The 22040-nt window shown below is 62.4% G+C and carries 14 protein-coding genes; 12 read left to right on the forward strand and 2 right to left on the reverse strand.

From position 1 onward, the window contains the following. Window positions 1-69: 69 nt before the first annotated feature. Complete coding sequence (locus IZU87_RS02725; RefSeq protein WP_213113597.1) at window positions 70-2586, reverse strand: penicillin-binding protein 1A; 2517 nt, start codon at window positions 2584-2586, stop codon at window positions 70-72. 248 nt (window positions 2587-2834) lie between these two features. Here IZU87_RS02725 and pilM point away from each other — a divergent pair, with 248 nt between their 5' ends. The 12 genes from pilM (at window position 2835) to eno (ending at window position 20253) form a co-directional block, all read left to right on the forward strand. Further along, entirely contained in the window at window positions 2835-3899 is a 1065-nt protein-coding gene (gene pilM / locus IZU87_RS02730; protein WP_107335932.1) for a type IV pilus assembly protein PilM, read from the forward strand. Next, window positions 3896-4486: a PilN domain-containing protein gene (locus tag IZU87_RS02735; protein ID WP_064503256.1), complete on the forward strand. Its 591-nt coding sequence runs from the start codon at window positions 3896-3898 to the stop codon at window positions 4484-4486. The genes pilM and IZU87_RS02735 overlap by 4 nt, the downstream gene beginning before the upstream one ends. After that, complete coding sequence (locus IZU87_RS02740) at window positions 4483-5115, forward strand: type IV pilus inner membrane component PilO (RefSeq protein WP_043332958.1); 633 nt, start codon at window positions 4483-4485, stop codon at window positions 5113-5115. The genes IZU87_RS02735 and IZU87_RS02740 overlap by 4 nt, the downstream gene beginning before the upstream one ends. Next, entirely contained in the window at window positions 5112-5663 is a 552-nt protein-coding gene (locus IZU87_RS02745) for a pilus assembly protein PilP (protein WP_213113598.1), read from the forward strand. The genes IZU87_RS02740 and IZU87_RS02745 overlap by 4 nt, the downstream gene beginning before the upstream one ends. Before the next feature lie 152 nt (window positions 5664-5815). Beyond that, window positions 5816-7873: a type IV pilus secretin PilQ gene (locus tag IZU87_RS02750; protein WP_213113599.1), complete on the forward strand. Its 2058-nt coding sequence runs from the start codon at window positions 5816-5818 to the stop codon at window positions 7871-7873. Next, window positions 7873-8415, forward strand: a complete 543-nt coding sequence (aroK, locus tag IZU87_RS02755; protein WP_054556506.1) for a shikimate kinase AroK — start codon at window positions 7873-7875, stop codon at window positions 8413-8415. Before IZU87_RS02750 ends, aroK begins: the two co-directional genes overlap by 1 nt. Before the next feature lie 69 nt (window positions 8416-8484). Continuing rightward, window positions 8485-9591 carry a 3-dehydroquinate synthase gene (gene aroB / locus IZU87_RS02760; RefSeq protein WP_054556505.1) on the forward strand — a complete coding sequence of 369 codons (1107 nt, stop codon included), beginning with the start codon at window positions 8485-8487 and terminating at the stop codon, window positions 9589-9591. A gap of 507 nt (window positions 9592-10098) precedes the next feature. Then, the gene (gene gltB, locus IZU87_RS02765; protein WP_054556504.1) at window positions 10099-14550 is read left to right on the forward strand and encodes a glutamate synthase large subunit; all 4452 of its coding nucleotides are present in this window, start codon (window positions 10099-10101) and stop codon (window positions 14548-14550) included. Window positions 14551-14627: 77 nt separating this feature from the next. Continuing rightward, a complete protein-coding gene (locus tag IZU87_RS02770; RefSeq protein ID WP_043332950.1) occupies window positions 14628-16043 on the forward strand; it encodes a glutamate synthase small subunit GltD family protein in 1416 nt (471 codons plus the stop codon). A 194-nt stretch (window positions 16044-16237) separates the two neighbouring features. Beyond that, complete coding sequence (gene pyrG / locus IZU87_RS02775) at window positions 16238-17878, forward strand: CTP synthase (protein ID WP_043332948.1); 1641 nt, start codon at window positions 16238-16240, stop codon at window positions 17876-17878. A 131-nt stretch (window positions 17879-18009) separates the two neighbouring features. Next, a complete protein-coding gene (gene kdsA, locus IZU87_RS02780) occupies window positions 18010-18861 on the forward strand; it encodes a 3-deoxy-8-phosphooctulonate synthase (protein WP_213113601.1) in 852 nt (283 codons plus the stop codon). Between the two features lie 102 nt (window positions 18862-18963). Then, on the forward strand, window positions 18964-20253 hold the full coding sequence (gene eno, locus IZU87_RS02785) for a phosphopyruvate hydratase (RefSeq protein ID WP_043332946.1): 1290 nt from the start codon (window positions 18964-18966) through the stop codon (window positions 20251-20253). Between the two features lie 1260 nt (window positions 20254-21513). Here the strand turns inward: eno and fdxA are convergent. Beyond that, window positions 21514-21837 carry a ferredoxin FdxA gene (fdxA, locus tag IZU87_RS02790; protein ID WP_043333067.1) on the reverse strand — a complete coding sequence of 108 codons (324 nt, stop codon included), beginning with the start codon at window positions 21835-21837 and terminating at the stop codon, window positions 21514-21516. Window positions 21838-22040: the final 203 nt, after the last annotated feature.

Here is a 22040-nt window from a genome sequence, read left to right on the forward strand (position 1 = left end):
ACCAGCGGCCGCTCTTCCTTGGGCTCTCCCCCTGCCGATGAGGCTGGCAGGCGAGGTCTGGAGATCAGATCAGAAGATGGCCTCGAAAGTTCCGGTACCTTCTGAACCGCTTTCCTGCTCCAGCTCCTTGCGGATGGTGCGTTCCTGGTAGGGTGGCAGATTATCCTTGCGGAACAGCTCACTGATGCCGCCGGACTGACCGCTGCGCAGGCGCTTGCCAGAGTCCGGGTCGATGGTCGCCGTCACGATGTTGTCCGGACGCTCCATGGTGGAGGACGGCATGCCCTTGAGGGCGCCGCGCATGTAGTCGACCCAGATGGGCAGGGCGGCCTGGGCGCCATACTCGGCCAGGGTGTCGTTGGAGTCCTTGCCGACCCAGACCGTGGCCACCAGCTTGCTGTTGAAGCCGGAGAACCAGGCATCACGCTGGTCGTTGGTGGTGCCGGTCTTGCCGGCCAGGTCATCACGACCCAGCGCCAGGGCGCCACGGCCAGTACCGCGCTTGATGACATCCTGCATCATGTCACGGATCAGATACATGGCTTCAGGGGAGGCGACACGCTCGGCCAGCGGGTACTGGCGACCGTCACGATTGACGGTGACCATGCCCGGTGCACAGTTGGCGCAGGCAACCGGCGGATGCGCTTCATAGTCGGTCTCGTCATCGCCACGCGTGATGGTATCGATGTACCAGGGCTCGACACGGAAGCCGCCATTGGAGAGCACGGCATAGCCGCGTGCCATCTCCAGCGGGGTCAGCGAGGCGCTACCCAGGGCCAGTGACAGGCCATTGGGCAACTCGTCACGCTGGAAGCCCAGCTTGACCAGGAAGTCGAGAGTCTTGTCGAGGCCGACTGTCTGCAGCAGGCGCACGGAGACCAGGTTCAGCGAGCGATACAGGCCAACGCGGATGCGGGTCGGGCCGGTGAACTTGCCGCCGGCATTTTCTGGGCGCCACACCTTGCCGCCGTCCTGAAGCACGACGGGGGCGTTGTTGATGATGGTCGCCGGTGACATGCCAGCCTGCTCGAGCCCGGACAGATAGACGAACGGCTTGAAGATCGAGCCTGCCTGACGGCGTGCCTGGATGGCGCGGTTGAACTTGCTGGCGGAATAGCTGAAGCCGCCTTGCAGGGCGAGGATGGCGCCACTTTCCGGGTCCAGCGAGACGATGGCGGATTGCGCGTCCGGCAGCTGGCCAAGACGGTAGCCGTCGTCCTGCTTGATCACGCGTACCAGATCGCCGGCCTTGGCGATCTCGGCGGCCGAACCCGGCACGCCACCACGCCATTTGGCGCTCTTGTACTCGCGCGCCCACTTCAGACCGTCCCAGTCGAGGGTCACGACCGTGGCGTCGGCCAGCAGTGCCTTCATCTGCTTGCCGGTGCTTTCGACCACAATGGCAGCCTTCAGCGGGCCGTAGTCCGGGGTGCGGTCGAGCACTTTCAGCCAGTTCGAGACATCACGGTCGATGCCGGCGATGCGCTTCTCGCTCTTCTGGGCTGCCTGCTTGGCGGTTTCCAGCACTTCCGGTGACTTGGAGAGTTCTTCCTCGAGGCCGGCCTGATCGGTCTGGTCCTGGGCTTCCGCTAGTGAGGCGGCGATGTCGGATTCCTCGACCCCGCGCCAACCATGGCGGGTATCGTAGGCGATCAGCCCCTTGATCAGCGCATCACGTGCCATTGGCTGCAGCGAGCTGTCCAGCGTCGTGGTGATGCGGACGTTGTCGGTGTAGGCCTTGTCGCCGAAGCGGTCGACGGCGAAGCTGCGTGCCATTTCCGCGACGTAGGGTGCCTGCACTTCCGGTCTGGAGTAGTGGCGTGCCGCGGTGATCGGTGCCTTGACGGCTTCGTCATAGGCTTGGGGCTCGATGTAGCCCAGCTCCTTCATGCGCAGCAGGATCCAGTTGCGACGGATCAGTGCGCGCTGCGGGTTGGTCAGCGGGTTGAAGCTCGACGGCGCCTTGGGCAGGCCGGCCAGCATGGCCTGCTCGGCCAGGGTCAGTTCATCCAGGGACTTGTCGTAGTAGGTGCGCGCAGCGGCGGCGATCCCGTAGGCGCGATGGCCCAGGAAGATCTTGTTGGCGTAGAGCTCCATGATCTCCTGCTTGGAGAGGATCTCTTCCATCTGCAGCGACAGCAGAATCTCGCGAATCTTGCGCGTGAAGGTCTGGTCCAGCGTCAGCAGATAGTTGCGCGCCACCTGCATGGTGATGGTACTGCCACCGGACTGGATGCTGCCGCTGGAGGCCAGCTGCAAGGCCGCGCGCGCCAGCCCCTTGGGGTCGATGCCCGGGTGGGAGAAGAAGTTGCTGTCCTCGGCGGCGAGGAGGGCGTCGACGAAGGTCTCGGGGATCTCGTCGTAGGTGACCGGGATGCGGCGCTGGTCACCGTATTCGCCGATCAGCTTGCCATCGCGGGTATAGATGCGCAGCGGCGTCTGCAGCTTGGTATCCTGAAGCTGATGGACGTCGGGCAGGCCCGGCGAGAAGTACAGCGAAGCGCCAACGATGGCCAGAAGTCCCGCGGCACATAGTGATAGCAGCAGCCAGAACACTGGCGAAAGTAGTCGTCTCAATAGCTTCATGGGCAAGACAGGGTCCGTGGGTAAGAAAAGCGAGTGGCTGCGCGGGGATTGGCAATTCCATTGCTGGGGCATTATAAGTAGCGGGTTCAGATGCGGCCAGCGTTGAACCCTGACTTGCGCGTCTGTTGTGTTATTCTGGGAAACATAATGTAACATCCTGGAATGATAGAGGGTGTCGCGGCAACGTCGTCAGGGAACCGGCGGCCAGCCAGTCTGGCAAGATCGTCATCAGAGCAGGGGAACGCCAATTGCTGGGACTCAAATCCGCCGGCAAGGGACTCATCGGGGTCGATATCACGTCGGCCACGGTGAAGCTCCTGGAGCTGTCCAGGCAAGGAAATCGATACCAGATCGATAGCTATGCGGTGCGTCCACTCAAGGAAGGCGCAGTCGTCGAGCGACGTATACGGGACATGGACGAAGTCGTGCTGGCCATCAAGCGCGCGGTCGAGCAGGCACAGCCGCGCTCGAAGCGTGCCGTGGTCGCGGTTCCCGCGAGCGCTGCCATCACCAAGACACTGAGCTTCCCGGCCAATCTCGCCGATGACGAGATCGAGCAGCGCATCGCGCTCGAGTCCGAGAAGCACTTTCCCTTTCCGCTGAACGATGTCGCGTTCGACTTCCAGCATCTGGGCGTCAATCCGCGCAATCCCGATCAGCAGGATCTGCTGCTGGTGGCGTGTCGCAGCCTGGACGTCGATCAGCTGACCTCGGCACTGTCCCAGGCCGGCCTCGAGCCAGCTGCCGTCGATGTCGAGACCTTCTCCCTCGAGCGCGCCTTCGGCGAGCTGCGTCATCAGTTGCCGCCGACCTACGACAACGAAGAGTGCGTTGCCGTCGTCGATATCGGCGCGACGATGACCGCCTTCCACGTCATCCAGAATGGCCGCATCGTCTACAGTCGCGACGCCGTCTTCGGGGGGCGTCAGCTGACGGACGAGATCATGAATCGCTTCGATCTCTCCAATGATGAGGCGGGCCTGGCCAAGAAGCGGGGCGGTCTGCCGGATACCTATGACAGCGAAGTGCTGGGTCCGTTCCGCGAGACGCTCATCCAGCAGATCGCACGCTCACTGCAGCTCTATTACACCGCCGGCAAGCGCCGCGAGGTGCAGCGCATCCTGCTCGGGGGCGGTACGGCCGCCATCGTCGGGCTACGTGAAGGCCTGGCGGAGCACACCGGGCTTGAAGTGATCATGGCCAACCCCTTCACTCACATGAGCGTCAATCCCCGCGTCGACATCCAGGCGCTGGCGGGCGATGCCCCGGCGATGCTCACGGCCTGCGGTCTTGCGATGAGGAAGCGCTCATGACCATCGAGATCAACCTGCTTTCCTGGCGTGAAGACCGGCGTGAGAAGCGCAGCAAGCGCTTCATGGGCATACTGGCACTGGCGGCCGTCATCGGTATCGGTGGCGGCTATGGCATGAGCGAGTATTACCAGAGCCAGCTCGAGGCGCAGCAGCAGCGCCATGCCTTCATCGAGAAGGAAATGGCCCGCCTCAATCGGGACATCAAGGAAGTCGAGGACATCGAGGCACGCCGCACCCAGATGCTCGACCAGATAGAACTGATCCGCAGTCTGCAGTTCTCGCGTCCGGAAACGGTACGGGTCTTCAATCAGCTGGTGACGTCTCTGGTGGACGGCGCCTGGTATCAGAGCATTAGTCGCAGCGGGCGCCAGCTCAAGGCGAATGGCACGGCGGAAAGCACGCGTCAGGTCTCCGGCCTGATGCGCGCCATCGCCCTGTCGGATTCCTTCGGCACCCCGACGCTCTCCGATGTGCAGAGCAATGACGACGATCAGCGCAGCTTCAACATCATGATTCCGGAGCGCCCGACGGGGTCGGCTCTGAGCGCTGCCGATGCGGAAAATGACAAGAAAGGAGGTCGGCGATGAGTTTCATCGATGCTGAAATCCGCCGCCTCAAGTCGACGGATTTTCGTGATCTTGATCTGAAGGAAGCCGGCATCTGGCCGGTCACGCTGCAGGCCGTGCTGGCGCTCATCGTGCTGGGCGCCCTGTTCTGGGCGTCCCATTGGTTCCTTGCGGCGCCCAAGGCGGAAGACCTCGAGCGTCTGCGTGCGCAGGAAAGTCAGCTGCTCCAGCAGTTTGAGAGCAAGGCATTCAAGGCCGCCAACCTGCCGGCCATGCGCGAGCAGATGGTGGAGCTGGAGTCCCGCATGGGGCAGCTGCTGGAAATGCTGCCCACCGACGCGGAAGTCCCGGCGCTGCTGGATGACATCAGCGAGACGGCGATCAACAACCAGCTGGCGGTCGAGTACATTCGTCTGAAGCCGGCGGAGAATCGCAACTTCTACGTCGAACAACCTTTCGATATCAAGGTGCGCGGCGACTATCATCGTATCGCCGCCTTCATTTCCGGTGTCGCGGGGCTTTCACGCATCGTGACGCTGCATGATTTCGTGCTGACGCCGGTCGCTAACAGTGATGATCTCGAGCTGTCGCTGCTGGCCAAGACCTACAATTATCGTCAGACCCCGGCAACATCAGGAGGCAAGCAATGAGCCTGATGACGCGTCGAAATACCATGATGGCAAGTGTGTTGCTGGTCACTCTGCTGGCGGGGTGTGGAGATCCGCAGCTGGGCGCGCTGGAGGGGGAGCTCGAGTCCTTGAGAGGGCGTCCTTCCGGCAAGGTGCAGGAGCTGCCGCCGCAACCCGAGTATCATCCCGTCACCTATGACATGGCGGATGCGCGCAGTCCTTTCCAGTCACGCCTGCCGGAGCCCGAAGAGGAGCTGACGGCCGTCGACAACGGTGTGCGACCGGACCTCGATCGCCCTCGTGAACCGCTGGAAGCCTGGCCGATGGAGCAGCTCAGCATGGTCGGGACGCTGGATGTCGATGGCGCGCGTTCGGCGTTGATTCTGACGCCGGAGCAGGAAGTCCAGCGTGTGCGGGTCGGCAACCATATGGGCAGCAACTTCGGCAGGATCACCCGTATCGGTGATACGCAGATCGATATGGTGGAAATCGTGCCCAATGGTCAGGGCGGTTGGATAGAGCGGTCTCGCGCCATGGCGCTGAAAGAGCCCGTGTCGCAAGGTGGTTGAGATCACTGGCGTTGGCAGTAGCCATATTGTCACGGAAGACGAACGGTCGACCCGCAAGAGTTGGCGATCGACACCATAACGCTTCGATAAGAATAAGGCGCGATCAGCCCGACGGTTGAACGGAGCCACGGCGAGACAGGGGACTAGGGAACATGACGCGATTGCAACGAATGAGTCTGCTGGGGCTGGCGGCAGTCGGTAGCCTGATGGCGAATGTGGCGATGGCTGCATCGTCGCTGCAGGACCTCAACTTCACCGCCCTCGGGGGCGACCGTATGGAGCTCAAGCTCGACTTCGTCGGCGGAGTGCCGGAGGTCAAGGGCTACCGTATCGAGACGCCGCCGCGCATCACCATCGACCTCCTGGATACCAGCAGTCAGCTCGACAAGCGTCGCTTCGATCTGGGGCTCAGCGGCGTGGACGAACTGGTGGCGCTTGAGGCCGGCTCGCGCACGCGTCTGGTCATGAAGCTCAACCAGTCCAAGCCGTACGTCACGCGCACCGAGGGCAACAGCCTCTACGTCATCATCGGCGAGCAGGGCGGAGCGCCGGGCGCTCAGCCTGCGGCTGCTTCCCAGGCGAACGCCGCCAACGTGCCGCCGGACAATCGTGCCTTGGAAGTGGCCAGCGAGCCGGCCGTCAGTGGCATCGATTTCCGTCGTGGCACGGACGGTGAAGGTCGCGTCGTGATCAACTTCAACCGCTCCAACGTCGAATCGCGTGTCACCGAGCGCGGGCGCAAGATCTACGTCGACATCAAGGGCGTGAAGCTGCCGCCGGAGATGAATCAGGTGCTGGATGTCGGCGATTTCGCCACGCCGGTGACGCGTATCGATCCGCAGCGTACCCGTGATGGCGTGCGCATGGTGGTGGATGCCAGTGGCTACTACACCCAGCTGGCCACTCAGGCAGGCAACGAGCTGGTGCTCGAGGTCAAGCCGCTGACGCGCGAAGAGCAGGCGGAGCGCATCAAGGACAAGTTCCCCTACACCGGCAAGAAGATCTCGCTCAACTTCCAGAACATCGAAGTGCGCTCCGTGCTGCAGATCATCGCTGACTTCACGGGACTCAATCTGGTCGCCAGTGACAACGTCACCGGCAACGTGACCCTGAACCTGAAGGAAGTGCCCTGGGATCAGGCGCTGGATCTGGTGCTCAAGTCCAACGGTCTGGCCAGTCGTCGCATGGGCAACGTGCTGATGGTCGCGCCGGCGGAAGAGCTGGCGGCACTGGAGCGCAAGGAGCTCGAGGCGAACCAGCAGGTCAAGGAACTGGCGCCGATGACCACCGAATACATCCAGGTGCGTTATGCCAAGGCGGCGGATCTGGCGGCGTTGCTGCGCGGTGAAGGCGGTATCGGTCTGCTGTCCGAGCGGGGCCGCGTGATGGTCGATGAGCGCACCAACACCATGCTGATCCAGGATACCCGCGATACGCTCGAGTCCATTCGCGGCACGCTGGAATATCTCGACATCCCGGTGCGTCAGGTGCAGATCGAGGCGCGCATCGTCATCGCGCGCAGCAGCGTCTCCAGCGAGATCGGTGTCAATTGGGGGCTTTCCAACAGCAGTGATGGCGAGTTCGACCTTGGTGGGGCGGCTGATGGTATTAATGACGATGGCGGCCTGAGAGTCAATCTCGGCGATGACAGTGATCCGGGCAGCACCTTCAGCTTCGGTTACCTGTCCGGCGATATCCTGCTGGACCTGGAGCTCTCGGCGCTGGAAAGCGAAGGCAAGAGCCAGACCATCTCCCAGCCCAAGATCATCACCGCCAACCAGAAGAAGGCCGTCATCAAGCAGGGTCAGGAAATCCCCTACGAGGAGGCGACCTCCAGCGGTGCGACCAACATCGAGTTCAAGGAAGCGGTGCTGGCATTGGAAGTGACGCCGCAGATCACGCCTGACAACCGCATCATCATGGATCTGTTGATCAACAATGACGATGTCTCCGATGACAGCTTCAATGGCGAACCGGCCATCGATACCAATGAAATCGAGACGCAGGTGCTGGTCAATGATGGCGAAACCGTGGTGCTGGGCGGCATTCTGACCTCCGAGCAGATTCGCAGCGTCTTCAAGACGCCCTTCCTCGGGGACCTGCCGGTGATCGGGAATCTGTTCCGCTATACCGAAGAGTCCAACGAGAAGGTAGAATTGCTGGTATTCATTACCCCGAAGATCATCGAGGACGGCCTGGCGGTGCGCTGATGCATGTGATTCCCAACGTATTCCTTGTCGGCCCCATGGGGGCCGGCAAGAGCACTATCGGCCGCCTGCTGGCGGCCGACTTGCATCGTGAATTTTGCGATAGCGACCATGTGATTGAAGACCGCTGCGGAGCCAGCATTCCGTGGATTTTCGACGTCGAGGGCGAGTCCGGCTTTCGTGAGCGTGAGCAGGCTGTCATCGATGAGCTGACCTCGCTCAGGGAAGTCGTGATGGCCACCGGTGGCGGCGCCATCATGGCGGAGGCCAATCGGCGCGTACTGCGCGAACGCGGCACTGTCGTGTATCTCTACGCGCCTGTCGAACAGCAGCTCAAGCGAGCCGGCCGTGATCGCAATCGTCCGCTGTTGCAGCAGGATGATCCCGGGCGGGTGCTCAAGCGCCTGTTCGAGTTGCGTGACCCGCTCTACCGCGAGACGGCCGATATCATCGTGCGTACCGATCGGCGCAGTCCTCGGGCGGTCACCAACGAGATCCGTCGCCGCATCAAGGCGCTGGCGGACCCGTTGCACGCCCCTGGCTAGTCTCATCAGCGGCTGGTGGCCCTGGCGGGCATCAGTCGCTGTCATCTGTTTCGCCCAAGGAGAATTCTGATGTCCCTGGCACCTGCTCATCGTCTTGATGTCGCGCTCGGCGAGCGTAGTTACCCCATTCATATCGGGCCGGGCCTGACCGCGCGTGGTGATCTGATTCGTGAGCACCTTGCGGGGCGTCAGGTGATGATTGTCACCAACACCGTGGTGGCACCGCTGTATCTGGACGCACTGAAGGCCTCGTTGGGCGAGGGGCTCGATATCCGCGAGGTCATCCTCGACGACGGTGAGCAGACCAAGCACATGGCCAGCATCGGCCTGATCTGGGATGCCCTGCTCGAGGCCGGCTTCAATCGCCGCTGCACCTTGATCGCCCTCGGTGGCGGCGTGATCGGTGACATGACCGGCTTCGCGGCGGCCTGTTATCAGCGGGGCGCGGCCTTCATCCAGGTGCCGACCACGCTGCTGTCGCAGGTGGATTCCTCGGTGGGCGGCAAGACCGGCGTCAACCATCCGCGTGGCAAGAACATGCTGGGCGCCTTCTGGCAGCCGCGTCTGGTGCTGATCGATACCGCAAGCCTCAAGACATTGCCGCAGCGTGAGCTGTCAGCGGGCATGGCCGAGGTCATCAAGTATGGTCTGCTGTGGGATGAAAGCTTCCTGAGCTGGCTGGAAGACAACATGACGGCCTTGATGGCGCTGGATGAGACCCTGCTCGGTGAAGCCATTCGCCGCAGCTGTGCCATCAAGGCGGATGTCGTGGCGCAGGACGAGACCGAGCAGGGCGTGCGTGCGCTGCTCAATCTGGGGCACACCTTCGGGCATGCCATCGAGACGGACCAGGGCTATGGCGTCTGGCTGCACGGCGAAGCCGTCGGCACCGGCATGCTGATGGCGGCTGAGCTTTCGGCGCGCATGGGCTGGCTGTCGAGTGCGGATGTGGAGCGTGTCTCGCACATCATCGCCAAGGCAGGCTTGCCGCTGGCGGCTCCGGAAGACATGGGCGTCGAGGACTTCCTCAAGCACATGCAGCTGGACAAGAAGAATGTCGATGGCCGTCTGCGCCTGATCCTGCTTGAGCGTATCGGCCGAGCGGTGATTACCGAAGAGGCGCCAGCCGGTGTGCTGGCCGACATGCTGGAGCACTGGCCGCGCAGCTCTCGCTGACATCCCGGCCAGCCAACGGCTGGTTCATGGGCGCTGCACGACCACGCAAGCCGTCACCCTCTGGGTGGCGGCTTTTCTTTTGGCGGGTGTCAGCGCGCCGTGACGGAGTCATTGGTGGAGCGTGATTCCTGAATTGGTATGCCGTATGCGTAATCGGTATGGGGTAAATCGAATAAAAACGCTGTTTTTTATTTAACCAATACTAAAGTTGCAAGGCGAAATTCATGGGGCATGTCTACCCGCTAAGCGCTTGAGCCTACAGGGTTTTTTGGTTGAAGGTTCTTCTAACCTTCGGTTTTGTCAGGTTTTTTTGGTCGATGGGCGACCTGTGGAGAATTGCGCAGGCGGGAAGCTGGGGGATATGCTCGAGGGAAATCTGGCGTCGTGTAGCGACACTGATGGCGCCACTATCGGCAGGTATAAAAATAAAGATAACCGATAACTATAACCGGGAAAATGCTTGAAAAAAAGCATCTGGACACATGATTTCTCCGTGAGGCACGCCCCATGAACAAAGGTCTCCACCATCCGGGAGAGTTCCGCGACAACTGCGGCTTCGGTCTGATCGCCCATATGGAAGGGCAGGCGAGCCACGAATTGCTGCAGACCGCCATTGAATCCCTGACCTGCATGACCCACCGTGGCGGGATTGCCGCTGACGGCAAGACCGGCGATGGCTGTGGCCTGCTGCTCAAGATGCCGGACGGCTTCATGCGCCAGATCGCTCGAGAAACCCTCGGGCTGGAACTGGGCGCTCGCTATGCCGTCGGCACGCTTTTCCTGCCCGATGATGACGCGCGTGAACAGTCCGCGCGTGACGCCTTCGAGTCGGCGCTGAGCGCGCGCAATCTCGAGGTGCTGGGCTGGCGCGACATGCCGGTGGATGACAGCGTGTGCGGCCCGATGGCCCGCGACTGCCTGCCGCGCATCCGCCAGGTCTTCGTCGGTGCCGCCGACGAGCGCACCGACATCGCCTTCAATGTCGATCTGTTCATGGCGCGCCGTTATGCCGAGCAGGCGCTGAAGAGTGAAGAGGACTTCTACGTCTGCTCGCTTTCCGGCAAGGTCATCTCCTTCAAGGGGCTGGTGATGCCGGAAGATCTTCCGCGCTTCTACAAGGACCTGGGCGACCCGCGCCTCGAGACCGCGATCTGTGTCTTCCACCAGCGCTTCTCGACCAACACCGCGCCGCGCTGGCCGCTGGCCCAGCCGTTCCGCTTCCTTGCCCACAACGGCGAGATCAACACCATCGAGGCCAACCGCGGCTGGGCCAACGCGCGCAAGGAGAACTTCGTCTCCGAGCAGCTGCCCGAGATCGCCGAGCTGGACGAGATCGTCAACACTGTCGGCTCCGATTCCTCCAGCATGGACAACATGCTGGAAGTCCTGCTGACCGGTGGCATGGATATCTATCGCGCCATCCGCATGATGGTGCCGCCGGCATGGCAGAACGTCGAGCAGATGGACTCCGATCTGCGTGCCTTCTACGAATACAACTCCATGCACATGGAGGCCTGGGACGGCCCGGCGGGCATCGTGCTCACCGACGGTCGCCACGCCGTGTGCATGCTGGACCGCAACGGCCTGCGTCCGGCGCGTTGGGTCATCACGCGCAATGGTTTCATCACCCTGGCCTCCGAGATCGGCACCTACGATTACAAGCCGGAAGATGTCGTCGCCAAGGGGCGCGTCGGGCCGGGTCAGGTGCTGGGTGTCGATACCGAGACCGGTGAAGTGCTGCACACCGATCAGGTCAGTGAGCGCCTCAAGGGCGCGCATCCCTACAAGCGCTGGCTGCGTGAGAACGCCAACTATCTCGAGTCTGCACTGACCGAGCTGGCGCGTTTCCAGCCGATGGATGCCGATCAGCTGGACGTCTACCAGAAGATGTTCCAGGTCAGCTTCGAGGAGCGCGATCAGCTGCTGCGCCCGCTGGCCGAGAGCGGTCAGGAGGCGGTCGGCTCCATGGGCGATGACACGCCGATGGCCGTGCTGTCGCGCCAGAATCGCGTGCTGACCGACTACTTCCGTCAGAAGTTTGCCCAGGTCACCAACCCGCCGATCGATCCGCTGCGCGAAGCGATCGTGATGTCGCTGGAGACCTGCTGTGGCGCCGAGCTCAACATCTTCGACGCGACGCCGGAACACGCGCATCGCCTGATCCTGACCACGCCGGTGCTGTCACCGCGCAAGTTCAATGCGCTGGTCAATCACGAAGATCCGGCCTTCACCTCGCAGACGCTCAAGCTGCACTACGATCCGGCGCAGGACTCCCTCAAGCAGGCGCTCAAGGGCCTCTGTCAGCAGGCCGAGGAAGCGGCGCGCAATGGCAAGGTGATTCTGGTACTCAGCGACTGTGGCTTGAAGAAGGGGCAGCTGCCGATCCACGCCGCTCTGGCGACCGGCGCCATCCATCATCATCTCGGTGCACTGGCCCTGCGCCCGCGCGTCAACCTGGTGATCGAGACCGGCTATGCGCGTGACGCGCACCAGATGGCAGTGCTGTTCGGGGTGGGCGCCACGGCGGTCTACCCGTACCTTGCCTATCAGGTGATGGCTGACATGCATCGCACCGGCGAGCTGTCCGGCAACCCGGCAGATGCCCGCGAGAACTATCGCAAGGGCATGCAGAAGGGGCTCTACAAGATCCTGTCCAAGATGGGCATCTCGCACATCGGCTCCTATCGTGGCTCGCAGCTGTTCGAGGCGGTCGGCCTCAACAGTGAAGTCATGGACATGTGCTTCACCGGCATGGCCTCGCGCATCGAAGGCGCCGGCTTTGCCGAGCTGCAGTTCCAGCAGGAGCTGCTGGCCCGTGAAGCCTGGCTGCCGCGCAAGCGCATCAAGCAGGGCGGGCTGGTCAAGTACGTGCATGGCGGCGAATACCACGCCTACAACCCGGATGTGGTGGTGAAGCTGCAGCAGGCCGTGCAGCAGGGTGACTACGGCAAGTGGAAGGAGTTCGCGCGCCTGGTCAACGAGCGTCCGGTGGCGACCATTCGTGATCTGCTGACCCTCAAGCCGGTCGCCGAGCCGCTGCCGATCGAGGAAGTCGAGTCCGTCGAGTCACTGCTGCCGCGCTTCGACAGCGCCGGAATGTCGCTTGGCGCACTGTCTCCCGAGGCACATGAAGCGCTGGCCCAGGCCATGAACGAGGCCGGTGGGCGCTCCAACTCCGGTGAAGGCGGTGAAGACCCGGCGCGTTACGGCACCGTGCGCTCCTCCAAGATCAAGCAGATCGCCTCCGGTCGCTTCGGTGTCACGCCGGCGTACCTGGTCAATGCCGAGGTACTGCAGATCAAGGTCGCACAGGGCGCCAAGCCCGGTGAAGGCGGTCAGCTGCCGGGCGGCAAGGTCAACGACCTGATCGCACGCCTGCGCTACGCCGTGCCGGGGGTGACACTGATCTCGCCGCCGCCGCACCACGATATCTATTCCATCGAGGATCTGGCGCAGCTGATCTTCGATCTCAAGCAGGTCAATCCGTCGGCGCAGGTCTCGGTCAAGCTGGTCTCCGAGCCGGGGATCGGCACCATCGCCACCGGTGTCGCCAAGGCGTACGCCGACCTGATCACCGTCTCCGGCTATGACGGCGGCACCGCGGCCAGCCCGATCACCTCGATCAAGCACGCCGGTTCCCCGTGGGAGCTGGGGCTGCCCGAGGTGCATCAGGCGCTGCGCATCAACCAGCTGCGGCACAAGATCCGTCTGCAGACGGATGGCGGCCTCAAGACCGGCCTGGACGTGGTCAAGGCCGCGATCCTGGGCGCCGAGAGCTTCGGCTTCGGCACCGCGCCGATGGTCGCGCTGGGCTGCAAGTACCTGCGTATCTGTCACCTGAACAACTGTGCCACCGGTGTCGCGACCCAGCACCAGGCGCTGCGTGACGAGCATTTCCGCGGCACCGTCGAGATGGTCAAGCACTACTTCCGCTTCATCGCCGAGGAAGTGCGCGAGCTGATGGCACTGCTGGGTGTGCGTCAGATCACCGACCTGATCGGTCGTACCGATCTGCTCGAAGTGCTGGAAGGCGAGACCAACGCGCAGCGTCGTCTCGACCTCACGCCGTTGCTGGGCAATGACTTCGTGCCCAAGGACGCGCCGCAGTTCTGCCAGGTCAGCCGCAACGAGCCGCATGACCCCGGCGCCAAGAACCTCGAGATGCTGGCCGCGATGGAGTCGGCGATCGACAGCCGCAGTGGTGGCGAGTTCAGCTTCCATGTCACCAACTGCGATCGCTCGGTGGGCGCGCGTGTCTCGGGTGAAATCGCCAAGCGCTATGGCGAGGCCGGACTGGCGGGCTCGCCGCTCAAGGTCAGCCTGACCGGTGTGGCAGGCCAGAGCTTCGGTGTCTGGAACGCGCATGGACTCGAGATGCATCTGGAAGGCGACGCCAACGACTATGTCGGCAAGGGCATGAACGGCGGCAAGCTGACCATCGTGCCGCCGCGTGGTTCGCGCTTCGAAAGCCACAAGACCGCCATCATCGGCAATACCTGCCTGTACGGCGCGACCGGCGGGCGGCTGTATGCCGCGGGCACCGCCGGCGAGCGCTTCGGGGTGCGCAACTCCGGTGCGCACGCCGTGATCGAAGGCGCGGGTGACCACTGCTGTGAGTACATGACCGGCGGTCTGGTGTGCGTGCTGGGCGAGACAGGCGTCAACTTCGGTGCGGGCATGACGGGCGGCTTCGCCTACGTGCTGGACGAGAATCGCGACTTCGTCGACAAGTACAACCACGAGCTGGTGGAAATCCACCGCATCAATACCGAAGCCATGGAGGCCTATCGTCGCCATCTGCGCGAAGTCATCGAGGAATATGTGGCCGAGACCGGCTCCGAACGCGGGCGCGACATCCTGCGTGATTTCCCTGACTTCGTGCGTCACTTCTGGTTGGTCAAGCCGAAGGCGGCAAGCCTCAACGGCCTGCTGGACCAGTCACGGCGTCAGCCGGAGTGATCGCATCCCTCACCCCAGCATGCCTCGGGTGAGGGCCCGCACCGCGACGGTGCCCGGATTTTGAAGGAGGATTCATCATGGCCAATCAGCTCGCCAACGACTTCCAGTTCATCGATGTGGGTCGTCAGGACCCGCAGAAGAAAGATGCTCGCGTGCGCGCACGTGAGTTCAACGAGATCTATGCCGAGTTCAAGCCGGTAGAAGCCGCCAGCCAGGCACATCGCTGCCTGGGCTGTGGCAACCCCTACTGTGAGTGGAAGTGCCCGGTACACAACTACATTCCCAACTGGCTGAAGCTGGTCTCCGAGGGCAATATCCTTGAAGCCGCCGAGCTTTCGCACCAGACCAACTCGCTGCCGGAAGTCTGTGGTCGCGTCTGCCCGCAGGACCGTCTCTGCGAGGGCGACTGCACTCTGAATGACGGCTTCGGTGCCGTCACCATCGGCTCGGTGGAGAAGTACATCACCGACACCGCCTTCGCGATGGGCTGGCGCCCCGACATGTCCAAGGTCAGCTGGACCGACAAGCGCGTCGCCATCATCGGTGCAGGCCCGGCGGGTCTCGGTGCCGCCGATATCCTGGTGCGCAATGGCGTGCGTCCGGTGATCTATGATCGCCATCCGGAAATCGGCGGTCTGCTGACCTTCGGTATCCCGGAGTTCAAGCTCGAGAAGGGCGTGATGACGCGTCGCCGCGAGATCTTCGAAGAGATGGGCATGGAGTTCCGTCTCAACGTCGAGGTCGGGCGTGATGTGACCTTCGATGCGCTGCTCGAGGAATACGATGCCGTCTTCCTGGGCATGGGGACCTACAACGCCATGAGTGGCGGCTTCCCGGGCGAGGATCTGCCGGGCGTGCACAAGGCGCTCGACTTCCTGATCGCCAACGTCAATCACTGTCTGGGCTTCGAGAAGGACCCGGCGGATTACGTCTCCATGGAAGGCAAGAAGGTCGTGGTGCTCGGCGGTGGTGATACCGCGATGGACTGCAACCGCACCTCCATCCGCCAGGGCGCGGAAAGCGTGACCTGTGCCTACCGTCGTGACGAGGCCAACATGCCGGGCTCACGTCGTGAGGTGACCAATGCCCGCGAAGAGGGCGTCGATTTCCTCTTCAACCGTCAGCCGGTGGCAGTGGTCGGCGATGGCAAGGTCGAAGGCGTCAAGGTCGTGCGCACCCGCCTGGGTGAGCCGGATGCCAATGGCCGTCAGCGTCCGGAAGTGGTGCCGGGTTCCGAAGAGATTCTGCCGGCGGATGCCGTGGTCGTGGCCTTCGGCTTCCAGGCAAGCCCTGCGCCGTGGTTCGCCGACTTCGACATCGCCGTCGATGAGCGTGGCCGCATCGCGACCAGCGCCGAGCGTCATGCCTTCCAGACCACCAACGCCAAGGTGTTCGCTGGCGGTGACATGGTGCGCGGCTCCGATCTGGTGGTGACCGCCATCGATGAAGGTCGCCGTGCCGCTGAAGGGATTCTTGATTTCCTGGAAGTGTAAAGGTCGTCTGACGTCACGCATCAGGCCCGCCACGGCGGGTCTGATGCGTTATGGCGGGTGTATCGGATGGCGACGCGAGATGGGCAGGTGGTGGCATTCAAATTGAGCCGGAGCAGCCTTTCCGCTAGACTGGCGACCCATCCTGATCCGTTCCCCCGGATCTCTCCTACAGCTCACGTTTTCGGCAGGTTTCCATGACACGATTTATCTTCGTGACGGGCGGCGTTGTGTCCTCGCTTGGCAAGGGCATCGCATCCGCTTCGCTGGCGGCTATTCTCGAGGCCCGTGGCCTCAAGGTCACCATCCTCAAGCTGGATCCGTACATCAACGTCGATCCGGGCACCATGAGCCCGTTCCAGCACGGCGAAGTCTTTGTCACCGAAGATGGCGCGGAAACCGACCTCGACCTCGGTCACTACGAGCGTTTCATCCGTTCGCGTATGACCCAGGGCAACAACTTCACCACCGGTCGCGTCTACGAGCACGTACTGCGCAAGGAGCGCCGCGGTGACTACCTCGGCGGAACGGTGCAGGTCATCCCGCACATCACCGACGAGATCAAGCGTCGCGTGATCGCCGGCGGTGAAGGCTATGACGTCGCACTGGTCGAGATCGGCGGTACCGTGGGTGACATCGAGTCGCTGCCGTTCCTGGAGTCCATCCGTCAGCTGCGTGCGCAGCTGGGTGGCGAGCGTGCGCTCTTCATGCACCTGACACTGGTGCCGTACATCAAGACGGCCGGCGAGACCAAGACCAAGCCGACCCAGCACAGCGTCAAGGAGCTGCGCTCCATCGGTATCCAGCCGGATATCCTGATCTGCCGCAGCGAAGTCGAGATCGAGGAAAGCGAGCGTCGCAAGATCTCGCTGTTCACCAACGTCGAAGAGCGTGCCGTCGTCTCCCTGCAGGATGCCGACACCATCTATCGCATTCCGTTGATGCTCCACGAAGCCGGCCTCGACGAGATCGTCTGCGACAAGTTCCGCCTGGAGGCCAAAGAGGCCGACATGTCCGAGTGGGTCGCGGTGCTCGACGCCAAGCTCAACCCGCTCAAGACCATCAACATCGCGATGGTCGGCAAGTACATGGAGCTGCTCGACGCCTACAAGTCGCTGAACGAGGCGCTGATCCACGCCGGTATCCAGGGGCGTGTGAAGGTCAACGTCGACTTCATCGACTCCGAGGAGATCGAGCGCAACGGCACCGACCGTCTGATCGGCAAGGACGCGGTGCTGGTGCCGGGCGGCTTCGGCGAGCGTGGCGTGGAAGGCAAGATCGCCACTGCGCGCTTCGCGCGTGAGAACAAGGTGCCGTATCTGGGCATCTGCCTGGGCATGCAGGTTGCCGTCATCGAGTTCGCGCGTAACGTGGCAGGCTGGAGCGATGCCAACTCCACCGAGTTCACCCATGACACCCAGCACCCGGTGGTCGGTCTGATCACCGAGTGGCTGACGCCGGAAGGCAAGATCGAGACCCGCGACGCGGCGTCTGATCTGGGCGGCACCATGCGCCTCGGCGGCCAGGCCTGCAGCCTGCTCAACGGCTCCAAGGCGCATCAGGCCTATGGCAGCGATGAGATCGTCGAGCGTCACCGTCACCGCTATGAGGTCAACGACCAGTTCGTGCCGGCCCTGGAAGAAGCGGGCCTGATCTTCTCCGGTCGCAGTGTCGACAACTCGCTGGTCGAGATGGTCGAGCTGCCGGATCACCCGTGGTTCGTGGCATGTCAGTTCCACCCGGAATTCACCTCCACGCCGCGTGATGGCCATCCGCTGTTCACCGGCTTCGTGAATGCCGCGCTCAATCACAAGGCGGCGCGTACTCGCGGCGAGTGATAGGGTGTTGAGCGGGCGCCACCTCGGGTGGCGCCCGTAGGTCTTCTCCGCGGTGGTTGCATGTCTTGATGTTCGCCAGAGCATCATCAGGCAGACTGCCGCTGGACAACGATTTGATGGACGGTGCAGAGATGAGCAACGAACAACGCGTGATCGAATTTGCGGGTCTGCAAGTCGCCAACGATCGTCCGATGACGCTTTTCGGTGGCATGAACGTGCTCGAATCGCGGGAGCTGGCGCTTGAAGTCGCCGAGCAGTACGTCGAAGTGACGTCACGCCTGGGCATGCCGTACGTCTTCAAGGCCAGCTTCGACAAGGCCAACCGCAGCTCCATGCACTCCTACCGCGGTCCAGGGGTGGAGAAGGGGCTCGAGATTCTGGCCGAGATCAAGTCGCGCTTCGGTGTGCCGATCATCACGGACGTGCATGAGCCGCATCAGGCGGCGGCCGTGGCGGAAGTGGCCGATGTCATCCAGCTGCCGGCCTTCCTGGCGCGGCAGACGGACCTGGTCGTGGCCATGGCGCGCACCGGCGCCGTCATCAACGTCAAGAAGCCGCAGTTCCTCGCGCCGCACGAGATGCGCCATATCGTCGCCAAGTGCGGTGAAGCGGGCAATGACCGGATTCTGCTGTGCGAGCGTGGCTCCAGCTTCGGTTACAACAACCTGGTGGTCGACATGCTCGGCATGGCCGAGATGAAGGATAGCGGCCTGCCGGTATTGTTCGATGTCACCCACTCGCTGCAGCGCCCGGGCGGGCGAGCCGATTCCGCTGGCGGGCGTCGTGAGCAGGTCTTCGATCTGGCACGCTCCGGTGTCGCATTGGGGCTGGCGGGTCTGTTCCTCGAAGCGCATCCGGACCCGGACAACGCCAAGTGTGACGGCCCCTGCGCCTTGCCGCTGGACCAGCTCGAACCCTTCCTGCGCCAGCTGCAATCGCTGGATGCGCTGGTCAAGGGCTTCGCGCCGCTGGACATTCGTTGAGCAGGACTACTGGCCGTTCACCCCTGTGTGAGCGGCCTTTTTGCACTATGGGCAAGATGCCCGTCGTGGTGTTTCAATCCCCCGTGTAGAGGACGACACAAGATGGCCAATATCGTCGAAATCCGCGCCCTTGAGGTGCTCGATTCCCGTGGTAACCCGACCGTACAGGCCGAGGTCGTGCTGGAAGGTGGCCAACGCGCCAGTGCCTGCGCTCCTTCCGGTGCCTCCACCGGTTCGCGTGAAGCGCTGGAATTGCGTGATGGCGACAAGAGCCGTTATCTGGGCAAGGGCGTGCTGAAGGCAGTCGAAGCCGTCAATGGCGCGATCCGCGAGCGCCTCGTGGGCATGGATGCACTCGACCAGCGCGCGCTGGACGATGCCATGCTGGCGCTGGACGGTACCGAGAACAAGGAATCGCTGGGTGCCAACGCGATTCTTGCCGTCTCTCTGGCGGCTGCCAAGGCGGCAGCGCAGGCCAAGGGCATCGAGCTCTATGCTCACATCGCTGAGCTCTACGGCCAGCCGGGCCAGTACTCCATGCCGGTGCCGATGATGAACATCATCAACGGCGGTGAGCATGCCGACAACAATGTCGACATCCAGGAGTTCATGGTCCAGCCGGTCGGCGCGCCGACCTTCCGTGAAGCACTGCGCACCGGCGCCGAGATCTTCCACGCACTGAAGAAGGTGCTGCAGGGTCGCGAGCTGAGCACCTCCGTGGGTGATGAAGGTGGCTTTGCACCGAACCTGGCGTCCAACTCCGAAGCACTGGCCGTCATCAAGCAGGCCGTCAGCGATGCGGGCTACACCCTGGGCACCGATGTGACCCTGGCGCTGGATTGCGCGTCTTCCGAGTTCTACAAGGACGGTCAGTACAACCTGTCCGGCGAAGGCAAGAGCTTCGACGCACGTGGTTTCGTCGACTATCTGGCCGGCCTGGCCGCGGAATATCCGATCGTCTCCATCGAAGACGGCATGGACGAGTCCGACTGGGAAGGCTGGAAGATGCTGACCGACGAGCTGGGCGACAAGGTGCAGCTGGTCGGCGACGACCTGTTCGTCACCAACACGCGCATCCTGAGCCGTGGTATCGATGAAGGCATCGGCAACTCCATCCTGATCAAGTTCAACCAGATCGGCTCGCTGTCCGAGACCCTGGATGCGATCAAGATGGCGCAGGCCGCCGGCTTCACCGCGGTCATCTCCCACCGCAGTGGCGAGACCGAAGATACCACCATCGCCGACCTCGCTGTCGGTACCTGTGCTGGCCAGATCAAGACCGGCTCTCTGTGCCGCTCTGACCGTGTCGCCAAGTACAACCGTCTGCTGGTGATCGAGCAGCAGCTGGGTGATGTGGCTTACAACGGCCTGAAAGAGATCAAGGGTCAGTAATCGCCTGTGATGTGAGGGGCTCAACGCCCAGCATCGCAGAGGTAACTTGCAACGGGGTCGTGCCTTCTGGCACGGCCCCGTTGTGCATTGCAGGCGATGATTGAGTGCGTTTGAGGGGGGCAGGAAACAGGCCGCTTTCAGGCACTGATTTCGTGTAAGCCATCTCTTACAAATCCCGCAGGACAATCGAGACACTGGCTGCGAGTTGCCTTCGGCTATGAACGTATGTTATTCAGTATCTATTTAATTTTATTGAATATATTTTCTTTGACGACCTGTTCAGGTATAGCGGGTTAAGCGGTTTGGCTAGTTGCCTCGCCGGCGAATGCTGCCCAGAATGGCTGCATGGACGTGAGGGTGCGGCGGGACACCGCAGTCTCGGCAGGATGCCAACGGGATGATCAGAAAAGACTTGATGGCGAGACAGGACGTTTCGCCTCGCTGAGCAGGACGCTCGGCGGAAAAGGACCTGACATGGACGTCGGTAGCAGAGAGCTGCATATCTTCGCTTGAAGGAGTCAGGCGAGAGATGCCAGGGAAGCAAGGATAGCGGGCATGACACCGGAGTGTGTCAGGATCAGGATGATCCGTCGGCGATGGGAAGCGCCACACAGGCAGGAAGCACGATAACGACACGGAGTGTCGAAGAGCCCCAGGCTCTGATATGCAGTTAGGAAGCTTGCCCTTCACAGGAAGTGACGGATGACGGGGCATCATCGGCGTCAGGAATGATGGGGCAGACAGCGGCAGCATCAAGTGGCAGGAAGCCACGACAAGGATGGTGGACAAGGAATGTCATGAGGCTGTCAGCTGCACAGGCAGGGAGCGGTACAGGCAGGACGCCGGGCAATGCATGGGCAGGACAGCAGGACAGGCAAATATCTGCACGAACGGGCATTGCGGTGGGACAGCTGCGCGAGCAGTGCTGCAATGCCCGCCACGCGTGACGGTGCGCCCCGAATGACAGGATGTCGTGAAGGGCAGGGACAGCACTCAGGAGTGCGATCTAGGATGGATCGACAGGGACACGCTTGGAGCGGGCGACCTTACGGGGTCGCCCTTTTTTATGTCCGGATGTCAGGGGGCTGAGCTCCTGGCATGAGCTCCTGGCATGAGCTTGAGTCTCCGACTTCCGGCATCAGATACCGAAACGGCAGCGGCTCCCGAGGGAATCGCTGCCGTTTCTGTCGTGAGAGCCGGGCTTGCCCGGTCAGGGCGGGCAAGCCACTTGCCACGTGAGATGCGGTTTGCTTGAGGGGCTTACTGCTCCAGATACTCAAGCTTGCCATCGACACCATCCCACTTCTCGGCGTCTTCCATGGCGTCCTTCTTCTCGCTGATGTTCGGCCAGACTTCGGCCAGATCGGCATTCAGCTCGATGAATTCCTTCTGGTTCTCCGGCACTTCATCTTCGGAGAAGATGGCTTCGGCGGGGCATTCCGGCTCACACAGCGCGCAGTCAATGCACTCATCCGGGTTGATCACCAGGAAGTTCGGGCCTTCGTAGAAGCAATCCACCGGGCAGACTTCCACGCAGTCGGTGTATTTGCAGCGAATGCAGTTCTCGGTGACGATGAATGCCATGCAGGTCTCCTGACGCGGATTGGCGTCTCTCTCGTAGGTCGTGGTCCAGGCGCCCACCATGTGTCGTCTCGGCGACATCATGGCCTTCAGGTTATAAGCGGCGCAGATGTTATAAGGCGTTATTCTAGTGGCGCTCTGCCGCCCCCGCAATCAGCAGGGGCGGATCGTTTTGGAATGGTGCTATGCCCGAAGGTTGCTGTCGA

Origin of the sequence: Cobetia sp. MC34 (assembly GCF_018340035.1) — a bacterium.
GTDB classification, from domain to species: domain Bacteria; phylum Pseudomonadota; class Gammaproteobacteria; order Pseudomonadales; family Halomonadaceae; genus Cobetia; species Cobetia amphilecti.

Excerpts from the sequence above, each read along its gene's own strand:
- IZU87_RS02745 (WP_213113598.1), top strand. The coding sequence starts at position 5,112 with ATGAGCCTGATGACGCGTCGAAATACCATGATGGCAAGTGTGTTGCTG.
- gltB (WP_054556504.1), top strand. The coding sequence starts at position 10,099 with ATGAACAAAGGTCTCCACCATCCGGGAGAGTTCCGCGACAACTGCGGC.
- fdxA (WP_043333067.1), bottom strand. The coding sequence starts at position 21,837 with ATGGCATTCATCGTCACCGAGAACTGCATTCGCTGCAAATACACCGAC.
- IZU87_RS02770 (WP_043332950.1), top strand. The coding sequence starts at position 14,628 with ATGGCCAATCAGCTCGCCAACGACTTCCAGTTCATCGATGTGGGTCGT.
- eno (WP_043332946.1), top strand. The coding sequence starts at position 18,964 with ATGGCCAATATCGTCGAAATCCGCGCCCTTGAGGTGCTCGATTCCCGT.
- IZU87_RS02740 (WP_043332958.1), top strand. The coding sequence starts at position 4,483 with ATGAGTTTCATCGATGCTGAAATCCGCCGCCTCAAGTCGACGGATTTT.
- kdsA (WP_213113601.1), top strand. The coding sequence starts at position 18,010 with ATGAGCAACGAACAACGCGTGATCGAATTTGCGGGTCTGCAAGTCGCC.
- IZU87_RS02735 (WP_064503256.1), top strand. The coding sequence starts at position 3,896 with ATGACCATCGAGATCAACCTGCTTTCCTGGCGTGAAGACCGGCGTGAG.
- pyrG (WP_043332948.1), top strand. The coding sequence starts at position 16,238 with ATGACACGATTTATCTTCGTGACGGGCGGCGTTGTGTCCTCGCTTGGC.
- aroB (WP_054556505.1), top strand. The coding sequence starts at position 8,485 with ATGTCCCTGGCACCTGCTCATCGTCTTGATGTCGCGCTCGGCGAGCGT.
- IZU87_RS02750 (WP_213113599.1), top strand. The coding sequence starts at position 5,816 with ATGACGCGATTGCAACGAATGAGTCTGCTGGGGCTGGCGGCAGTCGGT.
- aroK (WP_054556506.1), top strand. The coding sequence starts at position 7,873 with ATGCATGTGATTCCCAACGTATTCCTTGTCGGCCCCATGGGGGCCGGC.
- IZU87_RS02725 (WP_213113597.1), bottom strand. The coding sequence starts at position 2,586 with ATGAAGCTATTGAGACGACTACTTTCGCCAGTGTTCTGGCTGCTGCTA.